General features: G+C 52.5%; 25 protein-coding genes and 2 tRNA genes. 8 read left to right on the forward strand and 19 right to left on the reverse strand.

What is annotated here, in order from left to right:
- Nucleotides 1-43 precede the first annotated feature (43 nt).
- Nucleotides 44-1,150 carry an alanine racemase gene (alr, locus tag SELR_RS13355; RefSeq protein WP_014425744.1) on the reverse strand — a complete coding sequence of 369 codons (1,107 nt, stop codon included), beginning with the start codon at nt 1,148-1,150 and terminating at the stop codon, nt 44-46.
- A 78-nt stretch (nt 1,151-1,228) separates the two neighbouring features.
- On the opposite strand from alr, the gene SELR_RS13360 reads away from it, so the two are divergent.
- The 3 genes from SELR_RS13360 (at nt 1,229) to SELR_RS13370 (ending at nt 2,489) form a co-directional block, all read left to right on the forward strand.
- Complete coding sequence (locus SELR_RS13360; protein WP_231848091.1) at nt 1,229-1,597, forward strand: NusG domain II-containing protein; 369 nt, start codon at nt 1,229-1,231, stop codon at nt 1,595-1,597.
- Complete coding sequence (locus tag SELR_RS13365) at nt 1,597-2,094, forward strand: Gx transporter family protein (protein WP_041914440.1); 498 nt, start codon at nt 1,597-1,599, stop codon at nt 2,092-2,094. Before SELR_RS13360 ends, SELR_RS13365 begins: the two co-directional genes overlap by 1 nt.
- 65 nt (nt 2,095-2,159) lie before the next feature.
- The gene (locus SELR_RS13370) at nt 2,160-2,489 is read left to right on the forward strand and encodes a hypothetical protein (RefSeq protein WP_014425747.1); all 330 of its coding nucleotides are present in this window, start codon (nt 2,160-2,162) and stop codon (nt 2,487-2,489) included.
- Here the strand turns inward: SELR_RS13370 and SELR_RS13375 are convergent.
- Nucleotides 2,471-2,671 (reverse strand): DUF951 domain-containing protein, encoded by a 201-nt coding sequence (locus tag SELR_RS13375; protein WP_014425748.1) that lies wholly within the window; start codon nt 2,669-2,671, stop codon nt 2,471-2,473. The genes SELR_RS13370 and SELR_RS13375 overlap by 19 nt on opposite strands.
- A 35-nt stretch (nt 2,672-2,706) precedes the next feature.
- Between SELR_RS13375 and SELR_RS13380 the strand changes: the two genes are divergently transcribed.
- Complete coding sequence (locus SELR_RS13380) at nt 2,707-3,501, forward strand: carbon-nitrogen family hydrolase (RefSeq protein WP_014425749.1); 795 nt, start codon at nt 2,707-2,709, stop codon at nt 3,499-3,501.
- Nucleotides 3,502-3,520: 19 nt separating this feature from the next.
- Here the strand turns inward: SELR_RS13380 and ychF are convergent, their stop codons facing one another.
- From ychF to SELR_RS13430, 10 genes are all read right to left on the reverse strand, one after another.
- Entirely contained in the window at nt 3,521-4,627 is a 1,107-nt protein-coding gene (ychF, locus tag SELR_RS13385) for a redox-regulated ATPase YchF (protein ID WP_014425750.1), read from the reverse strand.
- Nucleotides 4,628-4,650: 23 nt separating this feature from the next.
- Complete coding sequence (gene upp / locus SELR_RS13390) at nt 4,651-5,289, reverse strand: uracil phosphoribosyltransferase (RefSeq protein WP_014425751.1); 639 nt, start codon at nt 5,287-5,289, stop codon at nt 4,651-4,653.
- Nucleotides 5,290-5,303: 14 nt separating this feature from the next.
- The gene (glyA, locus tag SELR_RS13395; protein ID WP_014425752.1) at nt 5,304-6,557 is read right to left on the reverse strand and encodes a serine hydroxymethyltransferase; all 1,254 of its coding nucleotides are present in this window, start codon (nt 6,555-6,557) and stop codon (nt 5,304-5,306) included.
- Between the two features lie 86 nt (nt 6,558-6,643).
- Entirely contained in the window at nt 6,644-7,087 is a 444-nt protein-coding gene (gene rpiB, locus SELR_RS13400) for a ribose 5-phosphate isomerase B (RefSeq protein WP_014425753.1), read from the reverse strand.
- Between the two features lie 47 nt (nt 7,088-7,134).
- Nucleotides 7,135-8,631 (reverse strand): glycerol kinase GlpK, encoded by a 1,497-nt coding sequence (gene glpK / locus SELR_RS13405; protein ID WP_014425754.1) that lies wholly within the window; start codon nt 8,629-8,631, stop codon nt 7,135-7,137.
- 487 nt (nt 8,632-9,118) lie between these two features.
- The gene (locus SELR_RS13410; protein ID WP_014425755.1) at nt 9,119-10,417 is read right to left on the reverse strand and encodes a putative porin; all 1,299 of its coding nucleotides are present in this window, start codon (nt 10,415-10,417) and stop codon (nt 9,119-9,121) included.
- Nucleotides 10,418-10,591: 174 nt separating this feature from the next.
- Nucleotides 10,592-11,410 carry a class I SAM-dependent methyltransferase gene (locus SELR_RS13415; RefSeq protein ID WP_014425756.1) on the reverse strand — a complete coding sequence of 273 codons (819 nt, stop codon included), beginning with the start codon at nt 11,408-11,410 and terminating at the stop codon, nt 10,592-10,594.
- Nucleotides 11,407-12,852: an O-linked N-acetylglucosamine transferase, SPINDLY family protein gene (locus SELR_RS13420; protein WP_014425757.1), complete on the reverse strand. Its 1,446-nt coding sequence runs from the start codon at nt 12,850-12,852 to the stop codon at nt 11,407-11,409. Before SELR_RS13420 ends, SELR_RS13415 begins: the two co-directional genes overlap by 4 nt.
- Before the next feature lie 43 nt (nt 12,853-12,895).
- Nucleotides 12,896-13,807, reverse strand: a complete 912-nt coding sequence (locus tag SELR_RS13425; RefSeq protein WP_231848153.1) for a metallophosphoesterase — start codon at nt 13,805-13,807, stop codon at nt 12,896-12,898.
- Nucleotides 13,808-13,916: 109 nt separating this feature from the next.
- The gene (locus SELR_RS13430; RefSeq protein ID WP_014425759.1) at nt 13,917-14,156 is read right to left on the reverse strand and encodes a hypothetical protein; all 240 of its coding nucleotides are present in this window, start codon (nt 14,154-14,156) and stop codon (nt 13,917-13,919) included.
- Nucleotides 14,157-14,339: 183 nt separating this feature from the next.
- Between SELR_RS13430 and SELR_RS13435 the strand changes: the two genes are divergently transcribed.
- From SELR_RS13435 to SELR_RS13445, 3 genes are read left to right on the forward strand one after another with little or no spacing between them, the layout of a single operon-like run.
- On the forward strand, nt 14,340-14,846 hold the full coding sequence (locus SELR_RS13435) for an NADH-quinone oxidoreductase subunit NuoE family protein (RefSeq protein WP_014425760.1): 507 nt from the start codon (nt 14,340-14,342) through the stop codon (nt 14,844-14,846).
- A gap of 12 nt (nt 14,847-14,858) precedes the next feature.
- Entirely contained in the window at nt 14,859-16,109 is a 1,251-nt protein-coding gene (locus SELR_RS13440) for a complex I 51 kDa subunit family protein (protein ID WP_014425761.1), read from the forward strand.
- Nucleotides 16,110-16,114: 5 nt separating this feature from the next.
- Nucleotides 16,115-17,863: an NADH-dependent [FeFe] hydrogenase, group A6 gene (locus tag SELR_RS13445; protein WP_041914828.1), complete on the forward strand. Its 1,749-nt coding sequence runs from the start codon at nt 16,115-16,117 to the stop codon at nt 17,861-17,863.
- Between the two features lie 37 nt (nt 17,864-17,900).
- Here the strand turns inward: SELR_RS13445 and SELR_RS13450 are convergent, their stop codons facing one another.
- The 3 genes from SELR_RS13450 to SELR_RS13460 all read right to left on the reverse strand — a co-directional run bounded on the left by SELR_RS13450 (nt 17,901) and on the right by SELR_RS13460 (nt 21,705).
- The gene (locus SELR_RS13450) at nt 17,901-18,542 is read right to left on the reverse strand and encodes an HAD family hydrolase (protein ID WP_014425763.1); all 642 of its coding nucleotides are present in this window, start codon (nt 18,540-18,542) and stop codon (nt 17,901-17,903) included.
- Nucleotides 18,532-20,238 (reverse strand): putative bifunctional diguanylate cyclase/phosphodiesterase, encoded by a 1,707-nt coding sequence (locus SELR_RS13455; RefSeq protein ID WP_041914441.1) that lies wholly within the window; start codon nt 20,236-20,238, stop codon nt 18,532-18,534. Before SELR_RS13455 ends, SELR_RS13450 begins: the two co-directional genes overlap by 11 nt.
- 186 nt (nt 20,239-20,424) lie before the next feature.
- Entirely contained in the window at nt 20,425-21,705 is a 1,281-nt protein-coding gene (locus tag SELR_RS13460) for an NCS2 family permease (protein ID WP_014425765.1), read from the reverse strand.
- A 163-nt stretch (nt 21,706-21,868) separates the two neighbouring features.
- Between SELR_RS13460 and SELR_RS13465 the strand changes: the two genes are divergently transcribed.
- Complete coding sequence (locus SELR_RS13465) at nt 21,869-22,519, forward strand: Crp/Fnr family transcriptional regulator (RefSeq protein WP_014425766.1); 651 nt, start codon at nt 21,869-21,871, stop codon at nt 22,517-22,519.
- A gap of 55 nt (nt 22,520-22,574) precedes the next feature.
- Here the strand turns inward: SELR_RS13465 and SELR_RS13470 are convergent.
- The 4 genes from SELR_RS13470 to SELR_RS13485 all read right to left on the reverse strand — a co-directional run bounded on the left by SELR_RS13470 (nt 22,575) and on the right by SELR_RS13485 (nt 23,718).
- Nucleotides 22,575-22,651, reverse strand: a tRNA-Val gene (locus SELR_RS13470).
- A gap of 4 nt (nt 22,652-22,655) precedes the next feature.
- Nucleotides 22,656-22,732 (reverse strand) — tRNA-Val (locus tag SELR_RS13475).
- 307 nt (nt 22,733-23,039) lie between these two features.
- Nucleotides 23,040-23,444 carry an HI0074 family nucleotidyltransferase substrate-binding subunit gene (locus tag SELR_RS13480; protein WP_014425767.1) on the reverse strand — a complete coding sequence of 135 codons (405 nt, stop codon included), beginning with the start codon at nt 23,442-23,444 and terminating at the stop codon, nt 23,040-23,042.
- Nucleotides 23,431-23,718 carry a nucleotidyltransferase family protein gene (locus SELR_RS13485; protein ID WP_014425768.1) on the reverse strand — a complete coding sequence of 96 codons (288 nt, stop codon included), beginning with the start codon at nt 23,716-23,718 and terminating at the stop codon, nt 23,431-23,433. Before SELR_RS13485 ends, SELR_RS13480 begins: the two co-directional genes overlap by 14 nt.
- Nucleotides 23,719-24,058: the final 340 nt, after the last annotated feature.

A 24,058-nucleotide genomic window follows, 5' to 3' on the forward strand; every position in this document is an offset into this window, starting at 1 on the left:
AAAGGACTCTCTGCAATGCGAGAGTCCATATCTGTCCTGTATCTTATTTATAAACGCGCGGTATGCGCGGCCCAATCAGGCAGGGCACTTCATAATTGATGGTCTGTCCCCAGCCGGCCACTTCATCGATGGTCAGTTCCGGCGTGCCAAAGAGGATGGCTTCATCGCCGATTTTCACATCGGGGATATCCGTCACATCCACCATCATCTGGTCCATGCAGCCGCCCCCCACAAAGGGAGCTTTCGCGCCGTGGATCATGACATGGCCATACTTGGTGTAGAGCCGCAGATAACCGTCGGCATAGCCCAGAGGCAGCGTGGCAATGCGGCTTTCCCGTGCCGCCGTGAACTTGCGGCCATAGCCGATGCTCTCCCCCACCTGCAAGGTCTTCACCCAGGTGATCTTAGCCTTCAAGGTCATCACCGGCTGCAGGTCGATGGGATGGGTAACCTCCTCCGAGGGCCAGAGGCCGTATTGGATAATGCCTGCCCGCACCATATCAAAATGGGCTTCGGGAATTTCCAGAATGGCCGCCGACTCAGCGATATGGCGGAGAGAGAGCTTCACGCCCTGTGCTTCCACAGCGGCAACGGCTTCCTTGAAGGCCGCCAGCTGCTGTTTCGTATAAGTCTTATCCTTGAGGTCAGCCGTAGCAAAATGGGAGAACATGCCCTCGATAACCAGCCCCGGCAGCTGCTTGATCTCTGCGGCCAAAGCGCCGATTTCCTCCTTGCGCACGCCGATGCGCCCCATGCCCGTGTCCACCTTCAGATGGACCTTGACCTGCTTGCCCTGAGCCTGTGCCGCTGCCGAGAGGGCCTTGGCCAATCCCAGCTCACAAACCACCTGGGTGATATCATAGTCCACCACTTCGCCCGCATCCTTGGGATCGATCAGTCCCAAAACGAGAATAGGCGTGGTAAACCCGGCCTGCCGCAGTTCGATGGCCTCGGAAAGAGCCGCCACGGCGAAGTATTCTGCCCCTTCTTCCAGAGCCACGCGGGCTGCCACTGTCGCCCCATGACCATAGGCATTAGCCTTGATGACGGCGCACATCTTGACGCCCTCCGCCAGCTGTTTTTTGATCTCTCTATAGTTATGACGCAACGCCTGTAAATTGATTTCGGCCCAGGCCGGACGATTCGGCATGTTCATCGCTTCCTTCTTCTCTTACATATATTGTCAAATTGCCTTTTAAGTATAGCAAAAGCGTTATATAATGTAAACATGAAGAAAATGCTGAAAAAAGCGGATATTGTGCTGATTGCCCTGCTTATCCTGCTGTCCCTGCTGCCTCTGCTGACCTTTGGCCGGCCGACGGCGGCAGTCTATGCCGAAATCCGACAGGACGGTAAGATCCTGGAACAGATTCCCCTGACCGGTCATATTGGCAGCCGGGAGATTCCCGTGACCTTTCCCCATGATGGCCGGGAGGAACACAATCTCATCCGCGTCGAGAATGAAAAAATCGCCATCATCGAAGCCGACTGCCCTGACAAAATCTGCGTGCAGACAGGCGCCATCAGCCGCCCTGGGGAGACAATCGCCTGCCTGCCCCATAAACTCATAATCGAAATCAAGGAATACAACAAGTGATGAACCTGCGTGAACAACTCCATCTGGCCCTGCTTACAGCCATCTCCCTCGTGCTGTTTCTGGTGGAGGGCCTGATTCCCCTGCCCTTTATCGCCCCGGGCGCCAAATTAGGCCTGGCCAATATCGTCACGGTCTACGCCCTCTACACCCTGCCCCGGACGCGCGATACCCTTCTGCTGATCTACCTGCGCACCTTGCTGGCTGCTTTTTTCGGCGGCGGGCCGGCCATCTTCCTCTTCAGTATCGCGGGCGGGCTGCTGAGCCTCCTCTGCATGTGGCTGCTGAAACGGACCGGCCGGTTCTCCCTTCTGGGTGTCAGTGCCGCCGGCGGCTTTGCCCATCATCTGGGACAGCTATTCATGGCAGCCTATGCGGCCGACTCCCTGAATATCTTCCGCTATCTGCCTGTGCTGGGCCCCTGCGGGATTGTGACGGGGCTCATCATCGGCTGGCTGGCGGCAAAAATCTGCCATTTGGCTCCTGATAAGCATAGCTAAAAAACCTTCCCTATGTTATACTAGAGAAGGTTTTCTATTACTTATTTAGATTGGAGTTATGAAGTATGGCTAAACAATACAAGAAACTGCAGAACAAACTGCATCCCAAGGCAACGAAAAAGGAAGAACCAAAATATAAGGAAGGCAAGGATTACCTGCTGCTGATCATGATCGGCATCACCTTTATCCTGACCTTCGTGGGCTGGGAAAACTTCCAGAACTATCAGCGGGCCATGTATTTCCTGCTGACCTTATCCCTGACGCTGACCTATCTCTACCGCCATGCCAATTTCAGCGAAAAGGTCAAAGCTTATATCAACGCCGCCAGCCTGGGTTCCATCGGCATGGCTGTAGCGCTCTTCCTGCTCAACCTGTACTATGAATTCTTCGGCTGATTCACCTTTCCCTTGACCATCTTCTCGAACTTGGTCCGGGGAATCAGAATAAGATGTCCGCATCCCTGGCATTTGAGCCGGAAATCCATGCCCGTCCGCAGGATTTCCCACTCAAAGCTGCCACAGGGGTGCTTCTTTTTCAGGCGGACAATGTCCCCCAGTTCGTAGGTTATTTTTTCCATGAACATATTCCTTTCTGCGAAACAATGAGGTGCTTATGAAGGTTGCAGTGATCCAGATGCAGGTGGCTTTAGGCGAGCCGGAGCGAAATATCGCCACCCTCTACCGTCTGGCGGCAAAAGCCATGCAGCAGCGCCCTGATGTGCTGCTGCTGCCGGAACTTTGGCGGCTGGGCTTCTATCCCAAACCTGTCCTTGACTACGCCGATGCCGATGGCCGGGAAACCCGCAAGGTGCTGGCCACGATCTCCCAGAAATATCAGGTCAATGTGGTGGGCGGCACTGTGGCCAATGCCATTGGCGACAAGGTCTTCAACACCAGCTATATCTTCGACCGCACAGGACACATGACAGCCACCTATCATAAGACGCATCTGTTCTCCCCCAGCGGCGAGCACGAGGATTTCACCCCCGGCGACAGCCTTGTGACCTTCACCCTGGACGGCATCAGATGCGGCATTCTGGTCTGCTATGACATCCGCTTCCCGGAAGCCGCCCGCAAGCTGGCGTTGGCGGGAATCCAGCTCCTGTTTCTCCCGGCGGCCTGGCCCCAAAAGCGGCTGATTCACTGGCAGACGCTCATCCGCGCCCGGGCCATCGAAAATCAGATCTTCGTGCTGGCCTGCAACGGCGCGGGGATTGACGGCAGCGACCAGCAACTGGCCGGCCACTCCGCTATCATCGATCCCTGGGGCGAGATCCTGGCCGAAGCCGGCGAAGACGAGGAAATCCTGCAGGGCAACCTGCGGCTGCTGATCCAGAATCAGATCAAAGATTCCATGGGTGTCTTCGGTGACAGACGTCCTGAACTTTACAAAAAAACTCCCAATTAAGGGAGTTTTTTATTATGTCTTATACATTGAAGCGGAAGTTGACTACATCGCCATCCTGCATCACATAATCCTTGCCTTCCACGCGGACCTGGCCTTTTTCGCGGGCAGCGGCTACGCTGCCATTGGCCACCAGGTCATCGTAGTTGACGATTTCGGCGCGGATAAAGCCACGCTCGAAGTCCGTATGGATCTTGCCGGCAGCTTTCGGTGCCGTAGTGCCCTTGGTAATCGTCCAGGCACGGCATTCATCCGGGCCAGCCGTCAGGAATGTTTGCAGGCCTAAGAGGTCAAAGGCTGCCTTGATGAGGCGGTCGAGGCCGCTTTCCGTTTCGCCCAGATCTTCGAGGAATGCCTTTGCTTCTTCCGCATCGAGTTCGGCGATTTCGGCTTCTACCTTGGCGGAGATGGCCACCACTTCGGCATTTTCGGCCTTGGCGAATTCCTTGACCTTCTGGACATAGGGATTCTCGTCATAGGCCGTAGCCACTTCATCCTCAGCCACGTTGGTGACATACAGTGTCGGTTTCAGCGTCAGCAGGTTGATGTCCTTGATCATTTCCAGATCGTCCGCAGACAGTTCCACCTGACGGGCCGGCTTGCCATTGTCGAGGCTGTCCTTGATGCGGCGCAGGATCTCATCCTCCACCTTGGCTTCCTTATTGCCGGACTTGGCAATCTTAGCCAGACGCATGATGCGCTTCTCCACCACTTCGAGGTCAGCCAGGCACAACTCGGTTTGGATAATGTCGATATCACGCAGAGGATCTACGCCGCCCTCCACATGGGTGATATTGGCATCGTCAAAGCAGCGCACCACATGGGCCACAGCATCCACCTGACGGATATGTTCCAGGAACTTGTTGCCCAGGCCTTCGCCGTTGGCTGCGCCCTTCACGAGGCCGGCGATATCCACGAAACGGACGGAAGCCGGCGTGGTCTTCTTGGAATCATACATCTCATGCAGGACATTCAGGCGTTCATCGGGAACGGCCACGACACCTACATTGGGTTCGATGGTGCAGAACGGGAAGTTCGCCGCCTCTGCGCCAGCCTTGGTGATGGCATTGAACAGCGTGCTCTTGCCCACATTGGGCAGGCCTACAATACCTACTTCTAAATTACTCAATTTCTTTCCACCTTACAAAATTATTACAGTGTGCCGAAAATGCGGTCGCCGGCATCGCCCAGGCCCGGTACGATATAGCCTTTTTCGTTGAGCTTTTCGTCAACAGCAGCCACATAGAGGGGCACATCGGGATGATCTTCGTTGATGACCTTGATGCCTTCCGGAGCGGCCACGAGGCACATGAGGATCAGGGACGTTGCGCCCTTTTCCTTCAGCAGGGACAGGGCTGCGGAAGCGCTGCCGCCGGTAGCCAGCATGGGATCTACCACGATCAGCGTACGTTCTTCCACATCACCGGGCAGCTTGCAGTAATATTCCACCGGCTTCAGCGTCTTGGGATCGCGGTACATGCCCACATGGCCGACGCGGGCGGCGGGAATCATGTTGACCACACCGTTGAGCATGCCCAGACCGGCACGCAGGATGGGCACTACGCCCACTTTCTTACCGGAGAGAACCTTGGCCGTACATTTGGCCACCGGCGTTTCAATCTCGATGTCCTTCAGCGGGAAATCACGGGTGATCTCATAGGTCATGAGCATGGCGATTTCTTCTAAGAGCTCGCGAAAGTCCTTCGTGCCCGTGTCCTTCTGGCGCATCATGGTGAGTTTATGCTGAATCAGGGGATGATCGATTACCGTTACATTAAGCTTTTCCGACATTTTCTTTCTCCTTCTTACATACCTGCATAAAGCGGGTATTTCTCGCACAGGGCCGCTACACGGCGCCGTGCTTCTGCTTTCTTTTCCTCATTTTCCACATCGCTCAGCACAAGAGCGATGATCTTGCCGACCTCCTGCAGGTCGGCTTCTTTGAAGCCACGGGTGGTGAGAGCAGGAGTTCCCAGGCGCAGGCCGCTGGTCACAAAGGGAGACAGCGGTTCGAAGGGGATGGTGTTGCGGTTGGCGGTGATGTTGACCTCATCGAGGACCGTCTGGGCCACCTTGCCCGTAATGCCCTTGTTGGTGAGATCCACCAGCATCAGATGGTTGTCCGTGCCGCCGGACACGATGCGGAAACCTTCCTCCTGCAAGGTCTTGGCCAGCACAGCTGCATTCTTGACCACCTGTTTGGCGTATTCCTTGAATTCCGGTTTCAGTGCTTCGCCCAAGGCCACAGCCTTAGCTGCAATGACATGCATCAGCGGGCCGCCCTGGATGCCAGGGAACACGGCCTTGTTGAACTGCTTGCCGAATTCGGCGTCCTTGCAGAGGATCATGCCACCACGGGGGCCCCGCAGTGTCTTATGGGTGGTCGTCGTAACCACATCTGCATAGGGCACCGGGCTGGGATGCTCCCCGGCAGCCACAAGGCCGGCGATATGGGCGATATCCACCATCAGGTATGCACCGACACCATGAGCGATTTCCGAAAGTCTCGGGAAATCAAGCGTGCGGGCATAGGCAGATGCACCAGCCACAATCAGTTTCGGTTTGCATTCCTTGGCCTTTGCTTCCAGCGCATCATAGTCGATGGTTTCCGTTTCCTTGTCCACGCCGTAAGCGACGATATTGAAGTACTTGCCGGACATATTGACCGGGGAACCATGGGTGAGATGGCCGCCATCGTTGAGGTTCATGCCCATGACCGTATCACCGGGCTGCAAGAGGGCAAAGAACACCGCCATATTGGCCTGGGCACCGGAATGGGGCTGCACATTGGCATACTCTGCCCCAAAGAGCTTCTTGGCCCGTTCGATGGCCAGCGTCTCCACTTCATCCACGAATTCGCAGCCGCCATAATAACGCTTGCCGGGATAACCTTCGGCGTACTTGTTGGTGAGCACGCTGCCCTGGGCAGCGAGAACTGCCGGGCTGACAATGTTTTCCGAAGCGATCAGCTCCAGTTTCTCCCGCTGACGCCCCAGTTCGCTGTTTACGTGCTTTGCTACTTCCGGATCAGACTGCTGCAGAACTTCCATAAGATTCATGTGGTTGCCTCCTTTGGGCCCCTCGGCCCAGACCAAAAAACTCTACCTGACTTTCACTACCTAACTTGCTTCAAACTTACTTTAAATTACTTATTTTCCAGTGCCATGATTTTGTTGACACGGCGCTCATGACGGCCGCCTTCGAACTTGCCTTCCACGAAAGCCCGGACGATTTCGCCGGCAGGGCCGAAGCCTAACACCCGGCCGCCCATGGCCAGCACATTGGCATCGTTGTGCTGACGGCTCATCTTGGCCGAGAACACATCGTTGCAGAGTGCGCAGCGGATGCCCTTGATCTTGTTGGCGGCAATGGAAATGCCCAAGCCCGTGCCACAGAGCACGATGCCCCGGTCAGCCTTGCCACTCGTCACATCGGCGCAGACCTTCTCGGCAATATCCGGATAGTCCACCGAATCCGTGCCAAAAGTGCCCACATCCGTCACTTCGATGTCGCCGTATTCCTTCAGCACCATCTTCACTTCTTCTTTCAACTGCACAGCACCATGATCGCTGCCAATCGTTATTTTCATGCAGATTCCCGCCTTTCTTACATACTAAATTACATTTTAACACAAACTTACTTGTTCGGCCAGCCCATAACGCGGGAAACTGCTTCCTGCCAGCCGTCGTAGAGAGCAGCTCTGCCCCGCTCGCTCATAGCCGGCTTGAAGCGCATCCCTTCCCGCCAGAGTTTCTTCAGTTCGTCCACGCTTTCCCAGACGCCCGTAGCCAGGCCGGCCATAAAGGCAGCCCCCAGCGCCGTGGTTTCTGCAATGTAAGGACGGATCACCGGGATATTCAAAAGATCCGCCTGGAACTGCATCAGGGCATGATTCTGGCTGGCACCGCCATCCACATGGAGGCTCTTGATTTCCAGCCCTGTATCGGACACCACGGATTCATAGACATCCCGCACCTGATAAGCCAAAGCCTCCAAAGCGGCCCGCACGATATGGGCCCGCTGGGTGTCCTCATTGATGCCGATGATCATGCCCGTGGTTTCCGTGTCCCAATAGGGCGCAGATAATCCGCGGAAGGCCGGCACGAAATACACACCGTCCGAATCCGGCACCTGCTTGGCCAGCCATTCGGAATCGGACATGGAATCGATAAGCCCCAGACCTTCCTTCACCCACTTCAGGGTGGCGCCGGACACAAAGACACTGCCCTCCAGCGCATAGGTGATTTCCTTGCCGATGCCCCAGGCGATTGTAGTAATCAGACCATTCTGGGAGCTATGGTATTTCTTGCCCGCATTCATCAGGAAGAAAGAGCCTTCCCCATAGGTATTCTTGGCCATGCCCTTCTTAAAGCAGGCCTCACCGAAAAGATCCGCCTGCTGATTGCCGAGACAGCCCGCAATGGGAATGCGAGAACCAATCATAGCCGCATCTGTTTCGCCAAACACATGGCTGGAAGGACAGACCTCCGGCAGCATCCTGCGGGGAATGCCCAGATGTTCGAGTATCTCGGCATCCCATTCCAGCTTGCGCAGATTGAACATCATGGTGCGGGAAGCATTGGAATAATCCGTGGCAAAGATCTCGCCGCCGCTGAGCTTCCACATGAGCCAGGTGTCCACGGTGCCAAACAGCAGTTCGCCCTTTTCCGCCATCTCCCGTGCCCCCAGCACATTTTCCAGGATCCAGCAGAGTTTCGTGGCGGAAAAATAGGGGTTTATTATTAAGGAAGTCTTTTGCCGGATTTCCTCCTGCAGCCCCTGCTCTACCAACCGCTTGCAGATGCCTTCCGTCTGCTGGGATTCCCAACTGATGGCCGGATAAACGGGACGCCCCGTGTTCTTGTTCCAGACGATGGTGGTTTCCCGCTGATTGGTCACCCCAATGCCTGCAATGTCCCGATGGGAGATATTCGCCAGCTGGATGGCTTCCTTGGCCGTCCATATCTGGGTGCTCCAGATCTCATCCGGATCCTGCTCCACCCATCCCTTGTGGGGCTTGTTCACACTGATTTTCTTCTCCGCATAGGAAACCATTTCTCCCTTAGAGTTGAAAATAACGGCGCGGTTCTTGATCGTCCCTGAATCCAGCGCCAAAACATACTTTTCGCTCATAGAGAACCCTTCCTTTACTACAAAATTCGCTAAAATTAGTATATAATAAGAAGTTTCTTTACGCAATAGAAAAGCCCCCGGAAAGCCGAGGGCAAATTGACAAGCACGGAATATTCCCTTATAATGTCCACAGTGCACAACTTGTGTACCGACCACCAATTCGGTAGGCGGCTTGTTTTCCTCGCAGAAAGGATCGAAATCCTCATCAGAAAGCGAGGTCTTGCTATGAATGATATGTCTTTCCAGCTTTTGATGCTGTTGCTTATCATCATTGTCCTGAAACAAAAATAACCGCCCAAGGGTCCAAGCTTGACGGTTATTTCTGTTTCTTATTAAGCTATTAACCATCGAGCGTGGAAACTAGCCGTCTATCGGTGGTCTTTTTTTATCTATGTTCATTCTACTACAAATCCCTGCTTATTGCAAGAAAAGACCTCCGCCACAACGGAGGTCTTTGTTATTTGCGTATAATCTGCTAATCTCAGGATTAGAAGAAGAACTGAACGCGACCGAAGAAATTCTGGTCCTTAACGTTGGAGTTGCTGATATCCTTCTGGTTGCCATAACGGAGAGTCGTTACAACGTTCTTGAAGAGCGTGTAGTTACCGCCAACTTCCCAACCTTTGTAGCCCGTATTGATAACATCGTACGTGTTGTTGATGATTGCGGCGTTACCAAGGCGACGGTATGCAACCCAAGCACCCCAAGTACCCTTGTTTTCCTGCTGAGCGCCCTTATAGTCTACTTCGAGGCTAGCGGACTTATCCTGATAATTCTTGGTATCAACATCAAAGTTCTGAGTATAGAAACCATTTACGCTGACATTCTTGCTAAAGGTGTAGCTGCCTTTTACTGCACCGATATTAGCTTCATCCGTCGTACCTTTCTTATAATCGAAACCTGCTGCGTTCAGGTGATGCCAGTACAGGCCACCGCTCAGCTTGCTCTTGTTGAGTTCGAGACCAGCATACTGATAGTTTGCAGTTCTATCATCGTGACGACCAGCAACCATCCAATTACGAACATTCTGGATGTCTACATTCTTCTTAAATGCACTAGCATCCCAAAGGTTCAGACGACCAGCAGCAGCAATGACTTTAACATCCTTGCCGTAGGAAACTTCAGCACCGGAGAACGGCGTATCAGCAAAGGTATCGTCGTTCAGGGAAGCAAACTTACCGAGTTTAACCGTCAGTTTGCCATATTCACCCTGAGCCCATACACGTTTCAGCTTAACGCTGCTGCTATCTTCACCCTGGTCAGATTTCAGGTTGGAGTTAGCATCGAGACGAGCCTTTACATGCCAATGGCTGTTAACTTCAGCGGAGGGCTCGAGACGGAACAGTACATTGTCGTCGCCATGATTCGTCGTCTTTTTGCCATTTTTTTCATGACGCTGACGCGTGAAGGTGTACTCAGCAACGCCATTCCATTTAACCATGTCAGCATTGCGTTCGAGGTTGCTTACGCGAACACCGAGGTTGTTGAGTTCTTCTGCGAATTCAGCAGCCAGTTTGTCAACCAGAGCCTTGTCCGTGCCGGAAGTGTTCTTAGCCATAGCTTTAGCAACCATCTGAGCCATTTCGTAACGAGTGATGTTACGGTTGCCCTTGAAGGTGCTGTCGCCATAACCTTCAACAACGCCGTCAGCAGCCAGCTGAGCTACAGCGTCATAAGCCCAATGATCAGCAGGAACATCGGAGAACGGGTTGCTAGCAGCAAACGTCGTGCTAGCTGCACCAACAACCAGAGCGGTCGTCAGAGCGGATACGAGAGTCTTCTTCATAAGAAACTCCTCCTTCAATAAATAGTGTTAGTACTCGTCTTGAAGGCGGATTATTCTTTCCATGAGTGTCCATGTTTCCTCAGCAAATCCTAATCCATTTCCAAGACAACGCTAATTTTATCATAGATAATAGCAATTTGCAAGTGTCTGACAACTTTTATTTGACTTTGAGTCTCATTGTTCATCTGGCAACAAATGTTTTACTTCATTTGCATGATAACATGTTTCTTCTATAAAATCCTGCAAATACTCTGAGAAAATCCCTTCCTGTTTGCACAGTTGTTGCAGCCGCATTATATTATCCGCCCGCTGCACGTCATACTCGATCCGATGGAGAATCCGCGCCAGTTCCTTACGTACTTCCGGAGTGTATAGGCTCTTGAGATTAGCAACGCTGGCAGTGCTGACAGCAGCCCGGAACAGATATCGGCTGACAGCCAGTTCATGCTGGATATTCACATACCCCTGCTGTTCCCAGCTGCGGGCAATTTGTTCATCATCGTCCAGGGCGCCGGGCACAAAATCGATTTCCTTAAACAGGGTATCATCCAGCAGCCGCACCATTTCGCTCTTGGCATAAAGATGTTTTTCCCGCACAGGAAATTCCCCGTTTTGCAACGCCTCCAATACGCCGGTATAGCGCACATTGAGGAAATCGCCGTACAACACCCCCACATCCGTGAGCTTGCGGCTGATATCCATCAGGACCTCATAGGGCTCATAGGCTCTGGTCAGCAGCCCTTCAGCCAACGCTGCATCAAAGCTATGCTCAGGAAATGGCAGCCTGTCCTGACGGCAGTCCTGGAACACCCACTTGATATCCAGCCTGTCAAACTCTGGCAGGCTGGCGGCCTCCTGGATTTCCGTCACCACCGTGAAGCTTGCCTGTGGGTAAAGGTCAGCCAAACGTGCAATATAGGTCAGGCTCTCCAGCAGCAGCCAGCGCATAGGCGCCGGGCCGCCGGTGAGAAAACAGGTCAAATCCTGCTTCATAAAGCAAAATCCCCCTTACGCCCCCAAAGGTCAATACACACCCGCCAAAACTCCGCGCCATAACGCCTGCTGTCACAAAGCGGCGAATGCTCCACCTCCCAGCGCAGATTTTTCTGGGTGGCGGTCAAAAAGGCTTGGTCAGCGGCCAATTGCAGGGCAATCTTCACATAATCCCCGAGCGTATCCGCAATCCATTCCCCATAACCTGCCGCCGTCAACAGGCTGGCGCCAAAACGGGCACTATGATGATCCCCCCGCAGCGTCACCACCGGCACGCCCATGTAGAGGGATGTCGCCGTCATGCCCCCGCCATTATAAGGAAAAGTATCCAGCATGATGTCGATTTCCTGATAATCAGCCAGATAATTATCCGTGCCCGAACGCACCTCCACCCGTTCCATGGGCAGACCGGCTTTTTCCAGGCGCCTTTCCAGCGCCAATCGCCGCTCGGGAAGTCTTGTGGTATCCTGACAGATCAATCTTGCATCACTGCAAATTTCCATGATTTCCCGCCAAAGGGCCAATGCCTCATTGTTGAGCTTCATGCCATTCTGGAAGGCCCCCAAAGTCAATGGCCGCTTCAGGCGGGGCCGCCGCTTCACTCTGACCATTGCCGGACTCGGAGTAAAACAAAAAGCCTGTGGCAGATACAGTAGTCCTTCACTGAAAAATGATTGGTCATTTTCTGACGGGTCAAGGATGGCATCCGTCAGCAGCCCGTCAACTGCCTCCAGCCCCGTGGTGTCAAAGTAACCAATGGCAGTGATCTGCACAGGTGCGGGCTTTTGAGCCAGCACCATCAAGGTCAGCCCCCCCGCCGTATGTCCGGACAGATCCACCAATATATCGATCTCGTCCCAACGAACAGCCTCGGCCATTTCCCGCAGATTTTTCCCCGCCAGGCAACGATAGACAAGCCCTCCGCCCTGCAGTCGATGGGTGAAGGAATCTTCCTCATCCTCCAGCGCATAGAGGTATGTATCCGCATAACGCACATCCAGCCCCGTTACCAAGGCCTCATAAAAGCGGGCCGCCGCACTGTCACAGAAATCATTGGCCATAAAACCAATGCGCAGCCGGCTATGGGGTGCAATCCGCCGGGGCGGCAGCATCTCTTCATCCCGATAAAGCTGCTGATAGAATTTATGCTGTTCCCATAAATCCGCCCCATGCAACCCCGGCAGATAGTGCAGGGCAAAGAGATAATTGGAATAGTGCTGGCGCTGGCTGCGCAAAAACCTGTCACATTGGGCCGCATTGCTGTAAGCCGCCGCCACGCCTTCCGCATCCGCCAGATCATGGAACACTGCCCCATAGAGTTCATGGAGCCGCCATTCCTCCTCCGGGGGAACCTGTCCCCGCAAGCCATCCAGCTTTGCCCGGGCAGCATGGGTCCTGCCCCGCTGCAAAAGATCGATGATTGCCTGCCACTGCTCCTCCATGACCTCACCTCATTTCCCTTTTCCTGTTTTCCGCCTTACCGGCCTATCCCTTGAGCCGGAAATAGGCAATCTCCGGCGGACAGCCAATGCGCATCGGCAGCCAGCTGCCATTGCCGCAATGGACATAGCCCACAGAATCGCCAATCTTCACCATGCCCCGGTTGTATTTATAGACCGGCAGCAAGGGCAGGCCAAAAATGCCGAACTGCGTCCCATGGGAATGACCTGTAAGCGTCAGCGGAATGCCTGCTTCCGCTCCATTATCGATGAATTCCGGATGATGAGCCAATAGAATCGTCTGCTTCAGTTCCTCCGCCGGGATATTTTTTATAGCTTTCTGCATCAGGTCCGCCTTTTCCTGCATGAAACTTTCATCATCCCGGGCCCAGGGGAATTCCGCCCCCGCCAGCCAAAGATCCGTGCCTGTCACCTTTTCCGCCCGCCCGATCAGCATATGCACCCGGGTATTTTTCAGCAGCTTCGCCGTACGTCCCCAATTGCGGTACTGCTCATGATTGCCAATACAGAAATATATCCCCTTTGGAAAATAATCCACGGCTTCATCCAGAATCTTCACAGCCTCCGGATTCATCGCCACATCATCAAACAAATCCCCCGTAACCACCAGAATATCCGGCTCATCTGCCGCCACCAGCCGCAGGAGATTGCGAAAATCCTCCAGCAAAAAGAATTTTCCCAAGTGTACATCACTGATCTGAGCCACAGAAAGCCCCGCTCCCGCCGGCAGTGTGATATCATAATACCGCTTCACCTGCAGCTTGCGCTCATAACCATACCCATAAGCGCTCCCACCAACCAGAGCCGCCGGATAAAGCGCCGCTCCTTTCAAAAACCGCCGCCTGCTCTGATCCACCGGAATCCGACGGTAAACAAAAAAAGTCAGCCCTGCCGGCAACAAAATCAGCACTGCAAATAAAACAATAAAAACCGACATCCAAAACAAAATAGTTCCTCCAGAAAAAAAAGAGAACCGGCAACGCCGATTCTTAGTATACGAACGATAAGAGCATAATAAAATTTTGCGATAAAAATTTATAAATCCATTATGCCAAACCACGCAGGTGAGCGTTCTCCGCCTGTCTTTCCCTGTAATACCAGCGGATAGAATTGCCAATGGCGCAACGAATAGCATCCAGCTCCCCAGCCAATGCCAGTTTACGCAATTTCGTCACATCGAAGCCATTGACTGACAAGTAACTTGCAGAAAGGAAACCTCCTCGTTTTAATTGTTTGCGAAAAATCGCGCTGTCACGACGGTCCATCTCTATGTTCTTGATAGCCATATAAACAACCCCCCATAATCCCCTATGAAGTATATTTACATGCTCTCTGCGTTGCACCTATATTATACCATTTTTTTGTAAACTTGTACACCATTTTGTTTCTTTTTTCACAATTCTTGTAAGTGTGGTGAATTTTTGTTATTATTACTTTGATGTGATTATTATTTATTAGGAGGTCTTTCGATGCTAACAGCACAAACTAAAGAGTATCCACTATCAGCGGAATTACAGGCTAAGATTGACTTAGTTTTGGAATCCCATGACAATGATCCTACGCAAATCGTGGGCATACTGCTGGAAGTGCAGGATTTGAATGAACGCCATTATGTGCCGGAACCCACCGCGTACTATCTGGCTGACCGGCTGGGCATTCCGGTGACCAATGTCTTTGACTGCCTGAGCTTTTACAGTGAGCTGTCGGCAACGCCCCGGGCCAAGTATCCGATCCAGGTCTGCTCCTCACCAGCCTGCCGGGTAAACCGCATCGATACGGAAAGACTTCTGAATACGCTGCAGAATCTCTTGGATATCAAGATCGGCGAGATCACCTACGATGGCCGCTTCACGCTGGAGCGTACCACCTGTTATGGTGCCTGTGACCGGGCTCCTTCCGTACGCATCAACGGCCATGTCTACGACCATCTGGACAGCATCGAGAAAATCGAAGCCCTGCTGCGGTCGCTGAAGTGAGGAGGGAAATGTATGAGCACACAAGTAAGATTCCTGACGAAAAACTTCGGCGCCTATGACGTAAGCTCCATCGGCGCCTATATGAATATCGGCGGCTTCAAGGCCCTGCGCAAGGCCGTCACCATGGATCCCGAAGATATCTGCACCATGCTCTCTGACGCCAAGATCCGCGGCCGCGGCGGTGCTGAATACCCGCTGGGGCGCAAGTGGAGCCAGGCCCGGGCTGTGAAAGGTGAGAACAAGGTCATCATCTGCAACGCCGACGAAGGGGAAACCACCACCTTCAAAGACCGGGAACTCATCAAAAACGATCCCTTCAACCTCATCGAAGCCATGATCATCGCCGGTTTTGTCTGCGGCGCCACCGATGGTTACATCTACATGCGGGCAGAGTACGCCTGCTATCGCCCCATCCTGCTCAATGCCATCCGCCAGGCCAAGAACTATGGCTTCCTGGGCGAAAACATCTTAGGCAAGGGCTTTGACTTCAATATCCACCTCTATTCCGGCGGTGGTGCCTATGTCTGCGGCGAAGGCACGGCGCTGATCCGCTCCATCGAGGGCAAGGCGGGCCGTCCCCGCATGAAACCGCCCTTTATCAAGGTCAGCGGCGTCTTTGCCCGCCCCACCTGCCTTAACAACGTGGAAAGCCTGTCGCTCGTTCCCCATCTGCTGTTGGACAAGGACACCTATATGAACTGCGGCATGGGCGAGTCCATCGGCACGAAGCTGGTCAGCGTGGCCGGCAATGTCAACAATCCCGGCGTCTTCGAGATCCCCTTCGGCACCACCGTGCGGGATATCATCTATAATTTGGCCGGCGGCCTCCAGCATGACCGGGAAATCCAGCTGATCCAGTTCGGCGGCGCCTCGGGCAAGGTCTCCGATGCCAGCATTTTGGACACCCCCTATACCTATGATGATCTGCGGGCAGCAGGCGTTATGGTAGGCTCCGGCGGCATGCTGGTCATCGACAAGCGCACCAGCGTATTGGATTTTCTGCGCATGAATCAGGAATTCTTCTCTGAGGAGAGCTGCGGCCAGTGCACGCCCTGCCGCGAAGGCAACCTCCATATCAAGATCATTTTGGACAAACTGGCCAAGGGCGAAGCCACGGAACAGGACATCAAGACCATGGGCACCATTGCCAAGGTCATGAGCATGTCCTCTCTCTGCGGACTGGGGGAAACGGCCCAGAACACCCTGCAGTCAGCCATGAAGAAATTCCCGGAAGTATTTGATCTCGGAGGTACCCAAGCATGAGCGAAATGAACGAAAGCCAGGAAATGGTGAAACTCACCATCAACAATATCCCCATCGAAGTGCCCAAAGGCACGAAAATCATGCAGGCCGCGCAGACGATTGGCATCGATATCCCGCACCTGTGCTACCATGAAGACCAGCGCATCAAGGCCCATTGCCGTCTCTGCTCCGTGGAGGTCACGGGCAAGAAGCGCCTGCTGGCTGCCTGCTCCACAGAAGTCTGGGAGGGCATGGATGTCCATACGGACACCCAGATTGTCCGCGACACCCAGGTGTCCATCCTCCAGCTCATGCTGGCCAATCACCATAAGGACTGCCTGAGCTGCCCCCGCAACCAGAACTGCGACCTGCAGCGCCTCTGCAGCCGCTTCAACATATTGGAATCCCACCTGCCCAGCGTGGTCAAGGAAGAGCCGCGGATTGAAACCAATCCGTCCATCGTCCGCGATCCCTCCAAGTGCATCCGCTGCGGCCGCTGCATCCGTGCCTGCAAGGACGTGCAGGGCATTGCTGCGCTGACCTACGCCGGACGCAGCAGCGACATCGTGGTGACCACAGCCTTCAACAAACCCATGGAAGCCACCGACTGCATCCTCTGCGGCCAATGCAGCCTCGTCTGCCCCACTGGCGCCATCGTGGAAAAGGACGATACCCAGAAGGTGCTCGATGCCCTGCAGGATAACACGAAACATGTGATTGTCCAGGTCGCCCCCTCTGTCCGCGTGGCTTTGGGCGATGCCTTCGGCCTCGAACCCGGCGCCATCGTCACGGGCCAGATGGTCACCGCCTTGAAGCTTTTGGGCTTTGACAAGGTCTTTGACACGAACTTCGGCGCTGACCTGACCATCATGGAAGAAGGCCATGAATTCCTGCACCGCCTCAATAACGACGGCGTGCTGCCCATGATGACATCCTGCAGCCCGGGCTGGGTGAACTATATGGAGAAGCACTTCCCCTCCTGCATCGACCACCTGTCCTCAGCAAAATCCCCCATGAGCATGTTCGGGGCCATTGCCAAGACCTATTACGCCCAGCAGGCCGGACTCAAGCCACAGGAAATCGTCACGGTATCCATCATGCCCTGCACGGCGAAGAAATTCGAAGCCGCCCGCCCGGAAATGGGGCGCGATGGGTATCAGGATGTCGATATCGTGCTGACCACCAGAGAGCTGATCAAGCTTATCAAATACGTAGGTCTGTCCATCGGCAAGCTGCCTGAAAACGACTTTGACAGCCCCCTGGGCCTGGCCTCCGGTGCCGGTGCCATCTTCGGCGCTACCGGCGGCGTAATGGAAGCAGCCCTCAGAACCGTCTACGAAAAAGTCACAGGCAAGACCTTAGAGAAAGTGGAATTCATGGATGTGCGCGGCTTTGACGGCATCAAGGAAGCCACCATCCATCTGCCGGGCCGGGACGTGCGCATCGCGGTCGCCCATACCCTCAAGAACGCCCGCAAGATCATGGAACAGGTCAAGAAGGGCACGAGCCCCTATGATTTCATCGAGATCATGGCCTGCCCCGGCGGCTGCATCGGCGGCGGCGGCCAGCCCATCGGCACCACCAACGCCATCCGCAAGCAGCGCATTGCGGCCCTCTATGAGATCGACAGGACCCTGCCCATCCGTAAATCCCACGAAAATCCGGACATTCAGACACTCTACCAGGATTTCCTGGGCGAGCCCTTGAGCGAAAGAGCCCATGAACTGCTGCATACCCACTACCATAAAGTAGATAAACCTTATCAGTTCGACTAAAAAACAGGCGCTGAAATTTCAGCGCCTGCTTTTTTATTTATAGCTTGATATCCGCAAAACTATCCACGATTTCATCCGCCAAGGTCAGATCCTGCTCGCCGGAATTCGGATTCCGATAGGCCACGCAGTACATGCCCGCCGCCTTGGCCGCCCGTATGCCGTTGGTGGTGTCTTCCACCACCATGCAGTCCTCCGGCTTGACGCCCAAACGCTGGGCACTGATCAAATAGATGGCCGGATGGGGCTTGCTTTCCGGCAGCTCTCCTCCAGAAAGAATGGATGTAAAAAACTTCCGGATCCCGAAATTATCCAGCACCGCATTCATGGCCCGCACATTGGAAGATGTGGCCAAGGCCAAGGGAACGCCGGCCTCATGCAGCCTTTGGATAAACTCCACACAGCCTGCCACCGGTTCAATGGCCCCACTTTCCAACACTTCCAGATAATGCTCATGCTTGTAAGCGGCCATATCAGACGCCGTCACATCCGTACGCCCATGCTTTGCCAGCGTCTCGCCGAAAATCACCCGGCTCGTGCGCCCCATATAGTGAATCAAATCCGCCTCGTCAAAGGGCAGGCCGAAATGAGCAAAGGTATCCATTTTCACCCGGCTGTGAATGGGTTCACTGTCGATGATGACACCATCCATATCAAAGATAACCGCTTTTTTACTCAGCAATATTCCTACTCCTCTTAACCAGCCCCTTGAAGCTTTCCACATCCATGGGTTTGGCAAAATAATAGCCCTGAACCTCCCGGCAGCCGATGCGCTCCAGGAAATCCAACTGTTCCTTGGTTTCCACACCTTCCACCACGACATTCATATGCAGCCGCTGGCCCAATTCCACAACGGTCTCCATAATGGCTCCCGCCCGGCTGGACTTATCCACTTCCTGCACAAAGGCCATATCGATCTTGAGCACATCCACTGGCAGATCCTTCAGCATGGACAAGGAAGAAAAACCACTGCCGAAATCATCCATCATCACAGGGAAACCATTGCCACGGAAAGCCCGGACCATGGCCATAAGCTGATGGGGATTCTCCACATAGGCACTTTCCGTGATCTCCAGCTTCAACAGATTAGGTTGTAAATCGTATTTTTTCACCAACCCCTGCAGGAATTCCAGCAGATCATGACTGAAGAAATTAAGCCGGGAAACATTGACGGAAATCGGCACCGGCTCTACGCCTTCATCCAGCTGGGAGCGCAGCACCTTGCAGGCCTCTTCCCACACATAGCGATCCAGTCGCACGATAAAGCCATTTTTCTCAAAGATCGGAATGAATTTGCCAGGCATAATCATCCCTTTGGGATAATTCCAGCGCACCAGCGCCTCTGCCCCAATGACCTGTTTTTCCTGCAGGCCATAGACCGGCTGCAGCTTGATCACGAACTGCCGCTCCTGCAGCGCATACTCCATATTGCGAACGATCATCTGCTCTTCAATCATCTGATCCCGCATAGCCTTATCATAGAAGGCATACCGGGGCATATACTTCCCCTTGACACGATTGAGAGCCATATGGGCGCGGTCACACATCTGATCCACTGGCAAGAAGGCATTCTCCACCGGATAGACTCCCGCATAGAAAAGCACATTGTGGCTGATTCCCAGAGACTGGATGGTGCTATCCAATCCGGCAATCACAGTATCCATATCCAATTTATCCGTAGGCATGCACAAGGCAAAATGATCCGCCTCAATACGGGCACAGATGCCATCTTCCCCCGCCAGCACATCCAGATAATACGCTGCAGTCTTCAGAACCAGATTTCCCGTCTCAATGCGGAACAGGTCATTGACCACCTTAAAGCAGCTGATATCCATATAGACAATGCTATAAGGGGTCTGATAATGCGCCTGCATGCGCTCTGAAGCCCGCCGGTAAAAAGCCTCCCGATTGAAGATTCCCGTCAGAGGATCCCGCTCGGCAAATTGATGCATTTCCGCCAATTGACGGTTCTGGGCCACTTGCGCCGCCCGGCGCCATTCATTCTCCTCTCTGGCCATAACGTTCCGAATGCGGCAACGCACAATGGTGGGATTATAGGGTTTGGTGATGAAATCCGCTGCCCCCATCTCCATGGCCCTGGCCTCACTGTCCCCATCATTGTTAGCCGTCATGACCACCACAGGGATACCCATATACTGGTCATCCTGTTTCATAAAAGCCAGCACCTGGAAACCATCCATGATCGGCATAACCAAATCCACCAGCACAATGCTCACATTATGCTCGGTAAGAGCCTGCAGAGCCTCCTGGCCATTCTCTGCTTCTATGATCGCATAATCTTCCTGGAAAAACTGGGTAAGCACCACCCGATTGATTTCCACATCATCTACGATTAACATCACAGGTTTGTCGTCCACAATATCGCCTTCTTTACTGTGTGAGTTTTTATCTCGCCCATAGGTATACTGTTTTTATTATACTACATAAAGCAGAAAAAATCCTGCTATCTGTAAGGAAAAACTCCCCGCTTCCTCATGGCGAAAGGCGCAACCTTGTCTTGCAGGAACAAAGTTGCGCCTTTCGTCAAAAGCTTTATGTAAATTCTAGAACCTTGCCTGGAAAACAAGATTCAAGAGGAAAAGAAAGCCCAGGATATAGCTGAGCGCATGAACCTCGCGCCCATTGCCATTCAGACATTTCAATAGGGGATAGGCGGCGAAGCCAAATGCCAGGCCAGTTGAGATACTGCCCGACAGAGGAATCAGCACCACCACCAAAAATGCTGGGAACCATTCAGAAAAATCATCAAAAGTCATATATTTAAGCTGCTGCATCATCATGGCTCCCGTAATGATGATCACCGGGGCAATAGCTGCCGCCGGCACATATGCAAGCAGGGGAATGAAGAACAAAGAGAGAATAAACAGGATAGACGCCGTAAGCGCCATCAGTCCCGTACGGCCGCCGCTGGCAATGCCGGCTGCACTCTCCGCTGCCGCCACTGTCGGGCTGGTGCCCATCACGCTGGAAAGAATCGTCGTGATGGCCGACCCCTTGAAGGTCCTGGCAAACTTGGCCTGATTGGGCAGGATGCCCTCCAAAAGCCCCATGGTCTCGAAGACCATGATCATGGACATGGAAAAGACTGCCAATAAAAACGGAATACTCAACAACCGGGAAAAATCAGCCTGCATGAACAGCTGCGGATAATCACCGACCGTGGCCAGATTGACACTGACCGGATTTGCCTCCCTGATTCCCAGGAAATACCCCAGAACGCTGGTCACCACAATGGCAATGAAGAAACTTCCCATCACCTTCCGCAGGTAAAGCCCCAAACTCAGGATCAGACCAAAGATTGCCAGCAGCGCCGCAGGATCAGTCAGCGACCCCAGTTCGATGATGGTATTCGTGCCCCGGCGAATCAGCTGAGCTTTCTCCAGACCAATCTCCACCAGGAACAGCCCTATGCCTACGGTAATGGCACATTTCAGCGAAGGCGGTACTGCCCGGCTGAGCTTGCCCGCCAGCCGCGTACAGGCCACCAGCGCAAAAATCACACCGGATAACAGCGAAATCGCCAAAGCCTCATGCCAGCTGAGCCCCATCTGTACGCAAATCGTGTAAGTAAAGAAGGCATTAATCCCCATGCCCGGGGTGAGCACGATGGGAGCATTGGCCACGAAAGCCATCAGCAGGCAGCCAATCACCGATGAGAAGATCGTGGCAAAAACAGACAACTCCACCGGAATACCCGCATCAGCCAAAATCAGGGGATTGACAATTATGATATAAGAGATTGCGAAAAATGCCGTAATCCCGGCCACAATCTCCCGCTGCCAGACCTTAGGATGACTCAGGGCATGACCAAACAAATTCCGCATGCTTCGCACTCTCCCTTCATTGTTTATCATTTCATAAACATTGTACCCATTTGCCCGCTAAAAAAAAAGGACATTCGTCCAAAATATGTCCTTTTTTTCCGCAAAGAAATGCTTTATAATAAATGGATACATTTTCCCATTCACGACAGAAAGGATTTCGACTATGGAATTAGACTTCATCCTGGCCCATATGCCAGAAGAAATACGGCGGCAGACCACCCACAAGACCTATATGAGCGGCGAAACCATCGTGCGCAAGGGCGAAGATGCCAAGCATGTCTACCTCATAACCAAGGGCAGCACCCGCGTCAGCAACGAATTCGCCAGCGGCCAGCGCTACACCTTCGCCGCCTTAGGCGAAGCCGACATCATCGGCGATCTGGATGTATTGGCTGGCAAAAGCGTCTACGCCGCCACCAATGAAGCAGACAGCACCTGCGAAGTCATCGCCATGCGGGCCGAAACCTTCATCCAATGGATGCATCTGGATAACGAATTTGCCGTGGCCGTAGCCCGCATGCTGGCCGCAAAAATGTATCCCACCTCCAACGAAGCCGGCCGCATCAAATTCCTGCCCAGCCTCGAACGCCTCCATAGCTACCTCTTGAAGCGTCTTGGTGATATCGAAACCGACCTCTTCATCCTGCACACCAGCCGCCAGCAGATTGCCGACGACATCGGCACCAGCGTAAAAACCGTCAACCGCGGCGTGCTGAAACTGAAAGAAGCCGGCCTCATCACCCTGTTCCACGGCAAGATCACCATCAACAAAGAACAGCAACAGGCCCTGAAAGACGCCCAGGTCGAAGAATAAAGCACACAAAAAACGGGAACCTTTCCGAAGAAAGGTTCCCGTAAACTATGCAATCTGGTGCTCGCCGAGGGATTCGAACCCCCGACCCCCTCCATGTGACGGAGATGCTCTAGCCAACTGAGCTAGGCGAGCAACATGGTGGGGTTAACAGAATTCGAATCTGTGACCTCCTCGATGTCAACGAGACACTCTAACCAACTGAGCTATAACCCCATGTCATATATCTAACGACAGGACTTAGTATAACACAATGAGTGCCTCGTTGCAATAGGGAAGGTCTTAATTTCTTAAAAATTATTGCCAGTCCCATCAGACATAGCGAATAAATGCCGCTGTCTATGCCATTCTCATTGCAATCCCGAAGCATTTTCCACCAACGTGGTCTTCCCCGTAGCGCTCTGTCCGCGAATAACGGTCACATCAAGCCGGATTTTAAACTGCAATCGTCGGCTGTTTATCACAAGATCATAGCTGCCACGCAAATCTCTCACCCAATCTTGTACAGCGTAAGAATCTTCATTTACAAATCATTTATAGAACTGCCATATAATTTTTTTATACTCTTTTCCATTTTTTGAAACTCCGGTATATATCTATTCATGATAACATACACTAATTCATTTGCCTTTTTTCCATCATATATATGCGTTAAATCATTTCTTTGATCCAACATTTCCAACCATATATCTTCATCAAAAAAATCATAGATTTTATAGGCCTCTTTTATAATAGTCCTGGGCGAACCAGATGCTGCAATAGGACGACCTTCATATTTGATCAATTCCTTAATCAACTTCCAGCCCAACTCAAACTGCACAAAAAACTTATCAATGATTCCACTAATTATAAATTCATTTTGCAAATCTTGCTCTGATGCTTTTGATAATATATGCAAATTACTACAAAAATTATCATACTTTTTCATATATAATAACTCCGTCTCTTTTTATTTCGCTTTTTAATTCATCCGATACCTTTTCATCCATATCAACAATATCAAAAGTCAAAAGTGTCCATACCTTCTCATCAACATCAAAAGCGAAATTGGTAAAATCACGGCATCCATATACAGCTATATCCACATCGCTTTTCTCAGCACTATCTTCTCTTGCACGAGAACCGAATAATAAAATTTTTTTCACATCATATTGTCGGGCCAATTTAATCAAATCTGTTTTAATTTTTTCAGGCAAATCCATATTTGGCACCTCACAACCAATTATCTTCGATATTCTTTTGCAGCTTCAGAAACATCGGCAAGAATCGTTCCTGCGCATCTTTGATTCCCCACAATCGCCTTTAGATTAGCCAGTGATTTGAAAAATTCAAATCACATTTGTTATATTTTTCATTAATTCATCATAGAATTCCCTCACGTCATTTTCCTGTATAGTCACTCTATCTTGCAGACGCTATAAAAATCGGATTCACTAATTAATTAGCAGTTTGAAAACTGCAATATTTGAATTATTCATCTACTGGTGAATAGTTTCCCATAATGCTATGTTTATAACCAAACTCAACAAATAATGTTAAAGT

The sequence above is a fragment of the Selenomonas ruminantium subsp. lactilytica TAM6421 genome, from assembly GCF_000284095.1.
Taxonomy (GTDB): Bacteria; Bacillota; Negativicutes; order Selenomonadales; family Selenomonadaceae; genus Selenomonas_A; species Selenomonas_A lactilytica.

Excerpts from the sequence above, each read along its gene's own strand:
- alr (WP_014425744.1), bottom strand. The coding sequence starts at position 1,150 with ATGCCGAATCGTCCGGCCTGGGCCGAAATCAATTTACAGGCGTTGCGT.
- SELR_RS13360 (WP_231848091.1), top strand. The coding sequence starts at position 1,229 with ATGAAGAAAATGCTGAAAAAAGCGGATATTGTGCTGATTGCCCTGCTT.
- SELR_RS13365 (WP_041914440.1), top strand. The coding sequence starts at position 1,597 with ATGAACCTGCGTGAACAACTCCATCTGGCCCTGCTTACAGCCATCTCC.
- SELR_RS13370 (WP_014425747.1), top strand. The coding sequence starts at position 2,160 with ATGGCTAAACAATACAAGAAACTGCAGAACAAACTGCATCCCAAGGCA.
- SELR_RS13375 (WP_014425748.1), bottom strand. The coding sequence starts at position 2,671 with ATGGAAAAAATAACCTACGAACTGGGGGACATTGTCCGCCTGAAAAAG.
- SELR_RS13380 (WP_014425749.1), top strand. The coding sequence starts at position 2,707 with ATGAAGGTTGCAGTGATCCAGATGCAGGTGGCTTTAGGCGAGCCGGAG.
- upp (WP_014425751.1), bottom strand. The coding sequence starts at position 5,289 with ATGTCGGAAAAGCTTAATGTAACGGTAATCGATCATCCCCTGATTCAG.
- glyA (WP_014425752.1), bottom strand. The coding sequence starts at position 6,557 with ATGAATCTTATGGAAGTTCTGCAGCAGTCTGATCCGGAAGTAGCAAAG.
- rpiB (WP_014425753.1), bottom strand. The coding sequence starts at position 7,087 with ATGAAAATAACGATTGGCAGCGATCATGGTGCTGTGCAGTTGAAAGAA.
- glpK (WP_014425754.1), bottom strand. The coding sequence starts at position 8,631 with ATGAGCGAAAAGTATGTTTTGGCGCTGGATTCAGGGACGATCAAGAAC.
- SELR_RS13410 (WP_014425755.1), bottom strand. The coding sequence starts at position 10,417 with ATGAAGAAGACTCTCGTATCCGCTCTGACGACCGCTCTGGTTGTTGGT.
- SELR_RS13415 (WP_014425756.1), bottom strand. The coding sequence starts at position 11,410 with ATGAAGCAGGATTTGACCTGTTTTCTCACCGGCGGCCCGGCGCCTATG.
- SELR_RS13420 (WP_014425757.1), bottom strand. The coding sequence starts at position 12,852 with ATGGAGGAGCAGTGGCAGGCAATCATCGATCTTTTGCAGCGGGGCAGG.
- SELR_RS13425 (WP_231848153.1), bottom strand. The coding sequence starts at position 13,807 with ATGTCGGTTTTTATTGTTTTATTTGCAGTGCTGATTTTGTTGCCGGCA.
- SELR_RS13430 (WP_014425759.1), bottom strand. The coding sequence starts at position 14,156 with ATGGCTATCAAGAACATAGAGATGGACCGTCGTGACAGCGCGATTTTT.
- SELR_RS13435 (WP_014425760.1), top strand. The coding sequence starts at position 14,340 with ATGCTAACAGCACAAACTAAAGAGTATCCACTATCAGCGGAATTACAG.
- SELR_RS13440 (WP_014425761.1), top strand. The coding sequence starts at position 14,859 with ATGAGCACACAAGTAAGATTCCTGACGAAAAACTTCGGCGCCTATGAC.
- SELR_RS13445 (WP_041914828.1), top strand. The coding sequence starts at position 16,115 with ATGAACGAAAGCCAGGAAATGGTGAAACTCACCATCAACAATATCCCC.
- SELR_RS13460 (WP_014425765.1), bottom strand. The coding sequence starts at position 21,705 with ATGCGGAATTTGTTTGGTCATGCCCTGAGTCATCCTAAGGTCTGGCAG.
- SELR_RS13465 (WP_014425766.1), top strand. The coding sequence starts at position 21,869 with ATGGAATTAGACTTCATCCTGGCCCATATGCCAGAAGAAATACGGCGG.
- SELR_RS13480 (WP_014425767.1), bottom strand. The coding sequence starts at position 23,444 with ATGAAAAAGTATGATAATTTTTGTAGTAATTTGCATATATTATCAAAA.
- SELR_RS13485 (WP_014425768.1), bottom strand. The coding sequence starts at position 23,718 with ATGGATTTGCCTGAAAAAATTAAAACAGATTTGATTAAATTGGCCCGA.